Raw genomic sequence first — 12,442 nt, 5'->3', positions numbered from 1 at the left:
CCAGCCTGATCGGCACTTGTAAAATGAATGGCGTTGAGCCCTACGCCTATCTGTGCGACCTCTTCACCCGCCTCGCAAACGGCCACCTCGTCAAAGACATCGATGCCCTGATGCCTTGGGCCTATGCCGCCCGCATCAAGGCCGCACAATGAGCTCGTCAGATACTCGTCGGTGAGCTCACACCGGCCCCCAGGTAAAACTATCAAGCCGCTGCAACTGAAAAATCAATGGGGCGTGGACGCCGCATACTGCGGACTTACAGAGTTCGAGATTGCAAAGATCGAAGCCGGTCGGTTGGTCGACGAGCGGTTAGTCGCACGAATTTCGCGGGCACTGAAGATTGTGCCGTCCTCTGGCCGGAGACAATCTGGCTCTGTACAGAACGGTAATCGCAGACTCAGTAAACCCACTTAAAGTCACCCGAACGGGATTGCTTTCGGTCGCCCAAGCTCAGGTTATGCGGCTCCATGAATTCTTCACGGAGAATCTCGCCGGGATGAATCGGCGGGTGGAAACGTGTCATGTGAGTCCTTCCTCTTGGCGGTCTGGTCTAGTGATAGTCCGTAATCTCTACGTCTTCGGGACCGGCGTCGGTCCAGCGGAAGCAAATCCGCCATTGGCCGTTGATGCTTTGCGGTCGCCGTGGAGCGCTTCAAAGACGGTTCCCCGGTGGCGCTAACAGGTCGACGCGGCCGCGCTATCGAGCATAAACAGCTTCCGGCGTGCGGTCTTCACGACATCGGGCGGGAATCCTTTAGGGACTTTTCCGGCAATGAGTTCAGGTGACCGCGCGTCTTTGAAACTGTGAATCGTCATTGCTGTTTGCAAGAGAACGCTGCATGCCCGAAACAAGGAGGGTGATCGGGTAACCTTAGGGACGGCTCATCTTTCGCCGTCGGCCGCTGCGGTTAAAAGATCCCTACCCCCTGCCCTAGCCGCGACCGTATCTACGTGTATACCCGCAACCCTACGAACCCCGCGTCATTGCCCGACGGCGACAAGCGCTCTCTTACCTCGATGCGGCGAAATGACCGGCTGCTCCAACTGTCAAAGCTAAAACCCGGATGGAGCGTCTCACCCGCCCCTCCCCGCACGGTGCCTTGGACGGATAATCGGTTCATGACCGGAATGACAATCATCGTCCTAGTAGTCTTATTATTTTGCGAGGTTGTTCCTACGCTCCGAGCGAGACGTATCAGGAAGCTGAGAGCGACATAGGCGGGGCTCGCCGAGCCAAGCGCAACATCGCCTTCACATTGAACAGACATGACCCAGACAAGCGGGCAGCAGGTTCCAGCGACGGGGTGATCTGCCCCACCGGAATTTGCCGTGATCGGTCGTGCTTAGTCGCCGTACATCGCGAAACGCACGCCCAATCTCGTACAAGTCAGTTGGTTCGAAGCGACGGAAAGGGTCCTAACTCAGCGCACCGTCCTCGCGAACACCCGCGCCAGACGCTCGGCGAACGCTCGGGGATCGGCTGGCTTGTCCCCATCTAGAATGCGGGCTTCGTCGAGAAGCAGATATGTCGCGTCCTCACGGAACCCGTCGTCATCTTTCATTGCCGTGATTGCGGCGACCATCGGATGCGCGGGGTTAATTTCGAGGATCGGCTTCGCCGTTGTGTCGAGACGGCCGGCACTCTGGAGGATTTTCTCCATCTGACGATCATAGCCGTTTTCGGGCGCGACAAGGCACACCGCACTCTCCGTCAACCGATCGGAGGTCCGAACATCTGCGACCTGATCGACCAACGTCTTCTTCGCAAACTCGACAAACACCGCCGCTTCCGTAGCGGCCTCCGGGCTAGCAATAGACTGCCCATCAAGCTTGGGGAATTGGGATAGGTCGGCACCGCCTTGCGTTACCGACCTAAACGCCTTCCCTTCGAATTCAGGGGCGTTCATCGTCCAGAAGCTATCGATGGAGTCCGTCAAAAGCAGCACTTCTATCCCTCGTGCACGGTAACCCTCCAACTGCGGCGATGCCTTCAACTGTTCGAGGTTGCCGCCCGCCAGGTAATAGATGACACTTTGCTCGCTCTTCATGTCCATGACGTATTCGTCAAGCGACCTGAAGCCCTCGCCTGAGACTGTCGTCCGGAACCGCGATAGCGCAAGGAGCTGGGAGCGGCGTTCGAAATCCTCGTAGATGCCTTCCTTGATAACTGCACCGAAATTATCCCAGAGGGTACGAAATGTTTCAGGCGCACTCTCCGCGAGCTTTTCGATCGCTGCTACAATACGGTTCGCCACACCCTTGCGAATAGCCGACAAGATCGGGCTTTCCTGGATCATCTCGCGAGAGACATTCAGAGGCAGATCAGAGGTGTCGACGAGACCACGAACAAACCGAAGATAGCGTGGCAGAAGCTCGGCATCGTCGGTAATAAACACACGCTTCACGTATAGCTTCATTCGCCCCTTGCGATCGGGGTCGAACATGTCGAACGGCTGGGAACCGGGGACGAAGGCCAGTGCGGTATATTCGTGCCTTCCTTCCGCCCGGAAATGGACAGTCAGCGCCGGATCATCGTACTGTCCTGATACTCCGCGGTAGAAGTCGGTGTACTCGTCCTTAGACACGTCGCTTTTGGCCTTGGTCCAGAGTGCGGAGCCGTCGGTGATCCGCTCTGGCTCGCCGCCTGGCTTAGCGATAATGTTGATTGCCACGGGCACATGGCCCGATTGTTCCTTGACGATACGTTCAACCGTCCAGCGGGATGTGTAGTTCTTGGCATCCTCCATTAGATGGAGAGCGATGCGTGTCCCCCGAGCTGGCGCATTTATCGAGTCGATCGCAGTAACCTCATAGCTGCCCTTGCCATCCGACGACCAACGCCACGCCTCGTCCGATCCGGCACGTCGAGAGACGACGTCGACGCGCTCGGCGACCATGAAACATGAGTAGAAGCCGACGCCGAACTGCCCGATAAGTTGCGACCCCTCGCCTCCGAGCTTGTTAGCTTCGATCCGTTCCATAAAGGCCCGTGTTCCAGATCGAGCGATCGTACCGAGAGCCTCGATCAACTCGTCGTGGCTCATACCAATTCCGTTGTCTTCCAGGATGAGGCGATTTGCTTCCTCATCGAGCGTCAAAGTGATGCGCGCTTCCCCATCGCCTCCGAGCAGAGATGGCGTTTCGATGGCCTCATAGCGTAGCTTCTCGCAGGCATCAGCAGCGTTTGAAATCAGCTCGCGAAGGAAGACATTCTTATCTGAATAGACTGAGTGCACCATCATGTGGAGAAGGCGAGCGACATCGGCTTCGAAGACGTGGCTTTCGACTGGTTTTTCTTGAATTTGGGACACCCGGAGACCTCATCGAGAGAATGAAAAAATGCGCCGATGACGTGGCGCGCGCCCTACGAAAAATCAAGGACCCTGATCGATTTTTTTGCTCCGCCCACCGGCCGGTTTCTGGTAATCAATCAGCGGAGCTGAAGACGATCGGATGCATCTCAGGTTCCGCACAACGTGGCGCCTTCGAGGGACGTTGGCCAGTCGTAGACATCTTCTCCGGCTAGCCGTTCGCGGTGAGCAGCATATGCCTCGACGATCTGGAGCGAAGTGTCGCAGACAACATCGCCTTCACCTGAGAAGTTTGCGCATGGGTCCCAAACCGACCTGTTCGATGACCCCTTCTGTTGTCGGCTTCGTCCGGCATGGCACAGCGGACCAACCAGGATGCGTGGTCGTCATGACGAATGACGGCGGTCAAAAGACTGCAGACCTGGATCACCATCGGGCTCAAGTCCAGCCGGACGACGAGGGTATCGGTCAGTTGCCGGTCAAGGATGCGATCTGAGACTGCACGGCGTCCATGCCGTCTGCAAACCCGTAGTGGCGCGAAACATCCAGGAACTCTTGCCGCTCGCCGTGGTTTACCTCCAGCACGAGCAAGGAGACAACAATGAGCGACGACCGCCGCCCCACCCCACCCTTTCCCGAACAGCACCAACAACCGCCCGGCACGACGGCACAGATGCAGCCCGTCCCCGACCATGGTGAGCACTCCTACCGCGGCAACGGAAGGATGGTGGGAAAAGTCGCCCTGATTACCGGCGCGGACTCTGGAATCGGCAAGGCAGTTGCCATTGCGTTTGCCCGCGAAGGTGCCGACGTGCTCATCTCGTTTCTCGACGAAGGGGAGGATGCCGAAGATACCGCTAAGTGGGTTCGAGAAGCGGGTCGACAGGCGGTCGTCGTCCCGGGCGACATCACGTCCGAAGATCACTGCAAGGACCTTGTCCAGCACACCGTTCGAGAACTCGGTTCCATCGACGTCCTTGTCAACAACGCCGCGTTTCAACGGACTTACGCCGATATCGCGGACATTTCTGTTGACGAATGGGATCGAACGTTCCGCACCAATATCTATGCGCCGTTCTTTCTATCAAAGGCTGCAATCCCCTACATGCGGCCCGGTAGCTCGATTATAAACAACGTCGATCCAATCCCGGCAACCATCAGCGCACCTACTTGCCTATGCGTCCACCAAGGGCGCGGTTTCGAACTTTACGGCAGGGCTGGCTGAAATGGTCGCTGAGAAAGGCATTCGGGTGAACGCGGTTGCGCCAGGTCCAATCTGGACGCCGCTCATCCCATCCACAATGCCACCGGAAAAGACCATGAAGTTTGGCGAACAGACGTTGATCGGCCGAGCTGGTCAGCCTGCGGAACTGGCAGGCGCGTATGTACTCCTTGCGTCCGAGCTAGGAAGCTACATGACCGGCGCGGTTATTCCGGTGACGGGTGGTGAGATCATGATCTAGTGGGCCGGTGCCACGTGATCGGCCACCCTAAGAAGGTCTACAGTGGACCGCGTTTACCCGTGTCATGGCTCGGCTAGTCGGATTTCAGTGTGGAAACGAATACCACAGAAACACGTGGACTACGCCTGCGGAGAACGGCCCACCACCAGGATTGTTTCGACCTCGGGCTATCCCGGTTCGCATTCACCGTGAAATCTCCAACGATTATCGATGGAACCTAACCCCGGGAACGGCCGTTTCACAACGGAATTTTCACTAAGGCCGCATAAGTTCGCCGAACTCGGACCGTGACCCGTCTCAAGCAGAGGAGAGCGAAATTGACGAAATCGCCGCTTTTGACGCTGACCCTTCTTGCTACCTTACTTACAGTTTTGGTGGCAATAAATCCGTTTGGTCGCAACTTGGTCGCACCACATGCATCCGAGACTTCTCACAAGCTTTAAACCGGTTTGATCAGGTTGCAAAACTTCGAACCGACGATGCTGGCCGCAATGTCGGAAATACGTGCCAGGCAACCAAAGGGCGCTTCGCCTTCCAAGACGATCACACCGCAATCATTAACAACCGTGATTTTGGCACCCTCGAGTCCGACAGAGTATGCCAAAGCTGACGACAAGCTTGAGGATATGCCCGTGAGAGACGCGAGTGAACTAGAACGGTCTATTGGGTTAGACTGGAACATGACGCTCTCCTTTATCTAACGACAACGTCTAGCGGTCGATTTTGTTCATCTGAGGTTCATATTCGAACGACTGGTCCGATTAGCCTTCCCGCTGTTCAAGCCGCGCCGCGCCAGCCACGATTAGGAGACAAGGACCAATTCCAGCCAGCCCTCGTCCCGGCTTATGGGAGTTTTTCGGCCCACCGGGAGCGATGAAGTGCCCTCGCCGCTCTGGTAACATCGGAGACCGTTGGCTTAGCGGTATGCGTTTCCTAAAAGCCCCGCGCCGTGCTTGTTCGACAAGGCGGCACTGGGTCCGGTCTCACGAGGAGGCCGGACCTTTGCCGACATCATTTCGTTGCTTCCGGCTTAGCCGCCTCGTGTGCATTCAGTCCGTCGATCGGCCAGCCCCTGGGCATCGTCCAACTCTTGGTGCGGCGCATAGTAGTCAAGAGGACCTCGGTTTCCCCATCCGCTCCTTCACGAAAGCAGCGCGCGCCCACCTGTTGAACCGGGCAGGAATGAAGGTGGGAGCCTTTCCGCTCGACCCTTGCAAGCTGCATCATGACTATATCCGCGTGGCGTTGCAGGGGGAACTCGTCCGCTGCAATGCCCGCCCGTGCCTGGTTTTTCAAGTGGACCGAATCTTGCAGAGCAATCGATGCAACACTTTTCGGGGGAAGAGTCTGTAATGAATCGATACACATCGCACACATTCTCTTCGCTGTCCTTGGTCGTCGGCGGCCGTGTGGTCAAGATTAGGACTTTGCTTGAGGCCGCCAATGCCCTCCTCGCACACTGGGTAGACGACGACGGCGAGGAATACATAGTTGCCGTCAAGACGTGTCTCGACGCAATCACCGGGTCCGTTTCCGCAGAGGATGCACGAGCGGCGTTCGTGCGTGCAGCGGAGGAAGCGGGTATGAGGATAATCACGCTTGTCTACAGTGCCGACGTGTCATCGACAGGAGCGAGGACTGCCGCATAAGCAACTCCGGCACTCGGTGCGCAGCTGTCCCTCTTCTTCGCACTTTCCCGGTAACTCTTGCAAAACTGGCGGATACAGATCCTGTTGGTCTTGTTCGCAGCGACAACGGATTCGACATGTCTGGTCATTCGCTTCCTCCGTACACGACCGTCGCCAGCAGTAGGAGTGGACCGTATATGCCGATAGCATACTTAGGTTTGGATTGACGCGAATGCTCCCATGGGTCGATGATCGTTACTCTTCGACGTAGGGATCGACCGTTGGCAGCTTGGCGCTCGACCGGCAAATCAAAGATGAACTTTGCTCCGGTCGGAACATTCTTCTCCACCCAAAGCTTGCCGCCATGCGCTTCGATGGTCGAACGGCATATTGCCAAACCCATCCCCATCCCTTGTCCTTTTGTGGTGTAGAACGGTTCGAATATTCGGTCTGGATCTTCCACGCCCGGCCCGGTATCGGATATTTCAGTGTAAATCCGCTCGCTGTCGCGTCGGACGCTCAACTGTAGCATCGCGCAGTCTTGTGCAACATCCATTGCTTCCAATGCATTCTGGATGAGATTGACGAAGACCTGCTGTATCTGGATGGGATCGAAGAACAAGGGTGGAAGGTCGCGCTCAATTCGGGATTCCAATCGTACGCCTCGTCGCGAGGCCTCTTCGGCCATCATATCGCGGGCTTCCTCTGCCACGGCTTCAAATGCCTCCGTCCGACGCGCGTCTGCGGTATGCTTGAAAAGGGCCCGGACGCGACGGACCACTTCTGTTGCTGTTTTTGCGCTGAGAACGACGCGCTCGATCGACTTTTGTGCACGTTCCAGGTTGGGAGGGTCGGCGCTGAGCCACTGCTGACAGGCTTCGGAACTCGATACCATGCCCGCCAACGGCTGACCTATTTCGTGCGCGATCGATGCCGTGAGTTCGGCCATGCTCGCCGCTTCGCTCGCCCTTGCGAGATTTCTCTGTGCGACCCGCAGCTCTTCTTGTGCACGAAGCCAAATGCCCATCCGACGCCGGTCAGGTTTTCGACAGTCTTTGCGGCGTCGACGGGAGAATTGCCCGCTATGACAGTATCAGGCGTCATCGGTTGCTCTCCCATCTGGAGCTTCGCTGTGATCGCTCGACATGTTTTACGCCCGCGCCGCGCTTCAGTCCAACGGAAGGCGCACGACTGGCTAGAGACCAACAAGTTCCGTCCGCAACCGAAGGCCATAGTGGTTTCAAGGGCCATCGAGGGGTCGTCACGGATCAAGCGTACGGATCGCTTTTCAGACAGGGAAATCCTAGCGTACATTGCAAGTTTTTTGGTACTATATCAATATATTATCGGCATGAATTCATAATTAACATCAACTCATCAACCGCGACACCCGAGAGGCCGGGCGTGGCTACGTGACGTCGATGGATGGAACCCGATTTTCTACGATGACTGGGTCCGACGGGTGCGCAGGCTTCGTGTTCCATTATGGGTGGCCCCTCTGCGGCGGCGACTGGGACAGTCGGATGCTCTTCTTTCTGGGAAAAGGCTACCGTGTTCGATCGGAAAGGTCAGCGGCGGCTATGACTTGGATCACCACGCCTCCGCCGACGTTGCAGCGGTTGAGGAACATCCGGAGTTGCGGAACGCTGTTCACATCGGTCATTCGACCGGCGGTGGTTGAAGCTACAGCTCTGTCGCCCGGCATGGAAAGGCCGCGTGCTCAAGCTGGTACGCATTGGCGCGGTGCCGCCATCGTGGTGAAGACACCTCAACAATCCAGGCGGACTGCCGATCGAGGATTGTGACAGATATCGAGAGCAGCGCTCGCATCGAACAGGGTCCTGCGCCAATACGACATAGCGAGCGGCCCTTTCTAATCGCAGATGCCTGTCAGGGACTACCGATCGTTTAAGACCGATGGCGGCAGGCCGCAGGTCATGGCCGACGGCCGAGGCACTCTTCCGTGCCCCAGCCGTCGTATATCAAACTCAGGCGGCCGCTTTCGCGCGCTGCATAAACCAAGTCTTGACGTCAAGTCGTCCCAGCTTGGCTGCTCCGAGAGGAACCAGGGATTGGTCGTCGACGAGTGCGCCAAAGTACTTGGCCTCCTTGTCGACCACCACGGTCCGAGCGTCATGCGTGGCGGAGAGATAGCCTGTCAGGAAGTCGCTCATCGATTTCTTGTCCGGACCTGCGATCTCGACTGTCTGGTTTGCCGCAATACCGGTGGCAGCCTCCGCGACAAAGCCTGCTACATCGTCTGCCGCGATTGGCTGGAACGCGCCAGGTGAAACGTGGACAGTGTTGTCGACCGTAGCGCTGTCGGCGATGCCGCCCAGGAATTCCATAAACTGCGTTGACCGGACGATCGTGTACGGGACGCCGCCCTTCTTGATGATGCCTTCCTGGGCGACTTTACCCCGGAAGTAGCCGTTGTCGGGTGATCTCTCGATGCCGACGATGGAAAGCGCAACGTGATGGCGAACACCGGCGGCGTTCTCCGCATTGATGAGATTGGAGGTCGATTGCTCGAAGAACGAAAGTACGTCAGCGGGCGCGAATGAAGGAGAGTTGGCAAGATCGATCACCACCCCTGCACCCGCGAGTGCGCCGGAAAGTCCCTCGCCCGTCAGAGTGTTTACCCCGGTGGACGGAGCGGCCTGCAGGACGTCGTGACCCTGGTTTCTCAGCAGCGCTGCAACTTTAGTTCCGATGAGGCCCGTGCCTCCAATGATGACAATTTTCATGGTCTTATCCTTTGGTTGAGATCCTACATGGATCATTCGGCTTTAAGGTAGCGGCACAGCGACGAACTTAGTTGTCGGGATACACCAGCTTGGTTTCATTGGTGTCGACTACGAAAACCGCGAGAAGCTTCGCAGGCTCGGTCTCGCTCGCATTGGCGCTTACGCGGTGATGGTCGCCGGGGGTCTCCATCCAGTTTTCACCCTTTTTGTAGACCTTGATCTCGCCGTCATTGATCTGGCTCCTGACGCTGCCCTCGATGACTGTTGCGTATATAAAGGCGCTCTTGGGGTGCATGTGCGAGGGGTTATGGCCTCCAGGGCCATACTCGACCAAAACCCCGGGCATGCTCTTGCCGGGGACGTTTGGAAGTACTTGGTCGAACACCACGGTAACATTGGCATTATGCGGCTCATCCGCAGCCACGACGGGTACCGCCGTCATGGCCGCACATAGCAAGCCGATCGCCAGCGTTCGCATGGATTTTCTCCTTCTGAGATGAACGGTTACCTGAGGATCGTAGACGAGGCCTGCATCGAACGGATAGCTATACGAAGGTTAGCAATGTCGCCTGAGCGCACTCCGACCTCTACTGATAGACCTCATCGAAGATGCGTACGACGTCTGCGACAGACCGGGCGTCAAGCTTCTTCATCATCCAACCGCGATGCAGTTTGACCATGATTTCGCTTATACCCATTTCATAGGCGATCTGCTTGTTCATCAGACCCTTGGCCACGAATCCGAACACTTCCGCTTCCCGCGGTGTCAGACACTGGATGATCTCTCTTGCGGCATGTTTGCCACAGCGTGCCTCACCCATTGATTTTTACGAAGACCTTCGTATATTTAGGATGAAATGGCTTTTAAGGGCGTCAGGTATCGCGTCATCAAGGCACTCAGGGAGGGTACTTATCAGCATGCGGCTCGTGGGAGCATCGAGGACAAGAATGCCTTGATGACTGGCGACATTTCTCCCGAGCAACTGATAAAGATCGTCGATAGGTGCAATGGCAAGCATCATGAGAGTTCTGAACACCATGAGTTCAAGGGCGTTGAAGTCCACATCCTCAAGCGAGATGGCTGGTACATAAAGTTCTATTTCGTTGACCCTGACACGGTCTTCATAAGTGTACATCCATCAAGGTAGGCGAATATGAAAATCTGGTATTCTGGAAATAAGAGCAAGGCGCTCTGCGAAACCTGCCGGAAGGTCGTTGCGACAACTTTCGATTACCACGATGTGCCTTTCGAAAGCGGGACTGGCGTAGCGAAGCAGATCATGGCGGCTACCTGTGATGAATGTGGTACGGTTGTAGCTATCCCGCCGCAATCAACGCCAGCAATCCGTGTTGCTCGCGAGATTGCCTCCAGGCCCCTAGAAGTGGTCATGGCCGCGCCGTTTATGGACACGTTGGACCTGGCTTCCTACCGCATTGATCCTTCTGCTGGCGTACTCCTCCGAAAAAAACTGATCGCCTACTTCGTTCATAGGTCTCTAAATGATGATTCCTTGGTCGAGCGACTTCGCAGAAATGCGGTGGTTCATCGAGCGAAGTGGAAAAGCTGGCACGATGCCCCGTCAAAACGTCTTTCCATGAAAGTGACCCCCCGCGTTGGCGACGAGTTTGACGAACTCATCAAGAAAAGCGCGTTGAATAAGACGACGTTGGTCAAATCCATCGTAATGGATATTGGCTCTGAAATCGTTGAACCTGAAGAGCCGCAGATGATGCCCGAACTGCGCCGGATGGCTGCGGCGCTCGCCGCTTGAAAGCGAGCCCGTTAACCATCCGATTCTGCCGTGAAGATTCCAGGTAAGAACCTGGGTCATGTTCAGGATGATACGCATACAGCTCTGATCTCCCTGCGGCCGTTTTCGGCCGCCGATCCGCTGTGCCTGCCGTCGTCTGGAGCCTGAACATGACCCTCAACGCCATCGATACCATCGCCATTGCCCATCGCCGCCAGGCTGCGGTATCGGTTGTCAGCGTCTTGGTCGGGGGCTTGGAAATATGCCCAACCTTCCTTCGGATCGCGGAGGGGGTGAGCCATGGCGACCCCCGAAGACACGCCCAAGGGCCAGCACTTCCTGCTCTCGCCAGAATGCCGAACGTTGACGGTGCTCGATCTCGCCAGGATGCGGGATACGACTGCTTACAACTGGTTTAAGCGCCTGCGCTGGCACGAGACGGAGGGCGAGCCTTATTGCCCCAAGTGCGGAACGCTGCGGCCACACGATGAGCCGCAATCGCTTCAAGTGCACTGAGAAGACCTGCAAGACCGTGTTCAGCGTCACCTCAGGCACGGTCTTGATCTGGGAAGGCTAAGCGGCGACCTCCCACAGAACCTTACGTCCGTCGAACTGGCCGGACTGCCGAACGCGTCCCGCAGTCGTCAGTTGGGTAAGGACCGCCAACAAGCGGTGTGCAATCTCCGAGAGGTTGACTGGCTCGCTCGGGATGCCGAGCTTGGAGGCGAACTTCGCTGCGCAGTCGGTCACCGAAATCGGTTCTCCTGCTTCGCGGAGGACCTCCAAGACGGCTTGGCGCTTGTTTACGCCGTTCATCGCCGCTTTCACCTCGGATGACGACGGCTTGACCTTTCGAGACCGATCTCGACGTTCGGTCTCCGGCAGCGCCGACGCTTGGTAGTCGGGCTCATAGCCCAAGATGACACGGTCCGAGCGCGCCCATCAGTTCCTGAATGTCGACCCGCTCTCTTTCAAGCTGCTGCAACCTTTCGGTCAAGGCGGCCCGCTTCCGCTTCAACTCGTACGCTACACTCATTCGAGGCTCCGTTTTCACCGGAACCAGGGTAGTCGGGATGCCATTTCAGGTCTGGTGGTTTTTGCTACCTAATGCCGGATATGCTCGTCGCTGTGAGGAGATAGGTCGAGCGCCAGTTGCTCGCCACCACTCTTCCCTCGGTACCGTCACTCAACTCGATCCAGTCGCCGATGATATACGGGCGACCGAGCGTAAGAGCGATGCCCGAGAACACATCCCCGAGGGTGTTCTGCAGCGCAAGTCCGAGGATAATGGCGACGACCCCGGATGTCGCCAACAGCGTGCCGATCGGGACGCCGAAGATGAAAGCCAAGATCGAAAGCAACACGCCGAGGTACACGGCGGCCACGATCAGGTCCTGTATCAACCTCGCCTCTCTGGGCCGATTGTCGAGTACGATGTAGATCCGGACGAAACCGATCACGGCCCACGACAAATGAACCCACCAGAGATCTTTGCCGAAACGAGCAACGCGCTCGCTCCATCAATCCCGGATGATAGTGCGC

12 protein-coding genes and 5 pseudogenes are annotated in these 12,442 nt (G+C 57.0%); 7 read left to right on the top strand and 10 right to left on the bottom strand.

The genetic code is table 11. The annotated features are described in order from the left end of the window. Both AC1D2R_RS06840 and AC1D2R_RS06835 read left to right on the top strand, forming a co-directional pair. On the top strand, nucleotides 1–152 hold a 152-nt coding region (locus AC1D2R_RS06840; protein ID WP_477966076.1), incomplete at its 5' end, for a transposase domain-containing protein. A 200-nt stretch (nucleotides 153–352) separates the two neighbouring features. Continuing rightward, nucleotides 353–451 (top strand): annotated as a pseudogene (locus tag AC1D2R_RS06835) (adenylyl-sulfate kinase); the annotation flags it as partial. 99 nt (nucleotides 452–550) lie between these two features. On the opposite strand, the pseudogene AC1D2R_RS06830 reads toward AC1D2R_RS06835, so the two are convergent. Together AC1D2R_RS06830 and htpG are read right to left on the bottom strand one after the other, a co-directional pair. Beyond that, nucleotides 551–816 (bottom strand): annotated as a pseudogene (locus tag AC1D2R_RS06830) (type II toxin-antitoxin system RelE/ParE family toxin). Nucleotides 817–1,421: 605 nt separating this feature from the next. Continuing rightward, entirely contained in the window at nucleotides 1,422–3,311 is a 1,890-nt protein-coding gene (gene htpG, locus AC1D2R_RS06825) for a molecular chaperone HtpG (protein WP_477966048.1), read from the bottom strand. A gap of 298 nt (nucleotides 3,312–3,609) precedes the next feature. Between htpG and AC1D2R_RS06820 the strand changes: the two genes are divergently transcribed. Both AC1D2R_RS06820 and AC1D2R_RS06815 read left to right on the top strand, forming a co-directional pair. Then, nucleotides 3,610–3,807 (top strand): hypothetical protein, encoded by a 198-nt coding sequence (locus AC1D2R_RS06820; RefSeq protein WP_477966046.1) that lies wholly within the window; start codon nucleotides 3,610–3,612, stop codon nucleotides 3,805–3,807. Between the two features lie 105 nt (nucleotides 3,808–3,912). Next, nucleotides 3,913–4,774, top strand: a pseudogene (locus tag AC1D2R_RS06815) (SDR family oxidoreductase). A gap of 439 nt (nucleotides 4,775–5,213) precedes the next feature. On the opposite strand, the gene AC1D2R_RS06810 reads toward AC1D2R_RS06815, so the two are convergent. Next, entirely contained in the window at nucleotides 5,214–5,456 is a 243-nt protein-coding gene (locus AC1D2R_RS06810; protein WP_477966044.1) for a hypothetical protein, read from the bottom strand. 670 nt (nucleotides 5,457–6,126) lie between these two features. Between AC1D2R_RS06810 and AC1D2R_RS06805 the strand changes: the two genes are divergently transcribed. Further along, complete coding sequence (locus AC1D2R_RS06805; protein WP_477966042.1) at nucleotides 6,127–6,423, top strand: DUF982 domain-containing protein; 297 nt, start codon at nucleotides 6,127–6,129, stop codon at nucleotides 6,421–6,423. A 124-nt stretch (nucleotides 6,424–6,547) separates the two neighbouring features. On the opposite strand, the gene AC1D2R_RS06800 is transcribed toward AC1D2R_RS06805, so the two are convergent. From AC1D2R_RS06800 to AC1D2R_RS06785, 4 genes and pseudogenes are all read right to left on the bottom strand, one after another. Continuing rightward, on the bottom strand, nucleotides 6,548–7,351 hold the full coding sequence (locus tag AC1D2R_RS06800; RefSeq protein ID WP_477966040.1) for a sensor histidine kinase: 804 nt from the start codon (nucleotides 7,349–7,351) through the stop codon (nucleotides 6,548–6,550). Between the two features lie 1,039 nt (nucleotides 7,352–8,390). After that, entirely contained in the window at nucleotides 8,391–9,149 is a 759-nt protein-coding gene (locus tag AC1D2R_RS06795; protein WP_477966038.1) for an SDR family oxidoreductase, read from the bottom strand. 67 nt (nucleotides 9,150–9,216) lie between these two features. Next, nucleotides 9,217–9,627 (bottom strand): cupin domain-containing protein, encoded by a 411-nt coding sequence (locus AC1D2R_RS06790; protein ID WP_477966036.1) that lies wholly within the window; start codon nucleotides 9,625–9,627, stop codon nucleotides 9,217–9,219. A 109-nt stretch (nucleotides 9,628–9,736) separates the two neighbouring features. Then, nucleotides 9,737–9,922, bottom strand: a pseudogene (locus AC1D2R_RS06785) (response regulator transcription factor); the annotation flags it as partial. Nucleotides 9,923–10,303: 381 nt separating this feature from the next. Here AC1D2R_RS06785 and AC1D2R_RS06780 point away from each other — a divergent pair. Both AC1D2R_RS06780 and AC1D2R_RS06775 read left to right on the top strand, forming a co-directional pair. Next, entirely contained in the window at nucleotides 10,304–10,921 is a 618-nt protein-coding gene (locus AC1D2R_RS06780; RefSeq protein WP_477966034.1) for a hypothetical protein, read from the top strand. Nucleotides 10,922–11,200: 279 nt separating this feature from the next. Next, entirely contained in the window at nucleotides 11,201–11,416 is a 216-nt protein-coding gene (locus tag AC1D2R_RS06775; protein WP_477966032.1) for a hypothetical protein, read from the top strand. A gap of 57 nt (nucleotides 11,417–11,473) precedes the next feature. Here AC1D2R_RS06775 and AC1D2R_RS06770 read toward each other — a convergent pair whose 3' ends face one another. The 3 genes and pseudogenes from AC1D2R_RS06770 to AC1D2R_RS06760 all read right to left on the bottom strand — a co-directional run. After that, a complete protein-coding gene (locus tag AC1D2R_RS06770; RefSeq protein ID WP_477966030.1) occupies nucleotides 11,474–11,716 on the bottom strand; it encodes a hypothetical protein in 243 nt (80 codons plus the stop codon). Between the two features lie 91 nt (nucleotides 11,717–11,807). After that, complete coding sequence (locus AC1D2R_RS06765; RefSeq protein WP_477966028.1) at nucleotides 11,808–11,936, bottom strand: hypothetical protein; 129 nt, start codon at nucleotides 11,934–11,936, stop codon at nucleotides 11,808–11,810. Between the two features lie 82 nt (nucleotides 11,937–12,018). After that, nucleotides 12,019–12,393, bottom strand: a pseudogene (locus AC1D2R_RS06760) (mechanosensitive ion channel family protein); the annotation flags it as partial. Between the last annotated feature and the right edge of the window lie 49 nt (nucleotides 12,394–12,442).

It is taken from the genome of Rhizobium sp. P1_C7, from assembly GCF_056406295.1.
The sequence above is the reverse complement of the archived record's forward strand: the minus strand, read 5'-3'. Positions and strand labels throughout refer to the sequence as shown.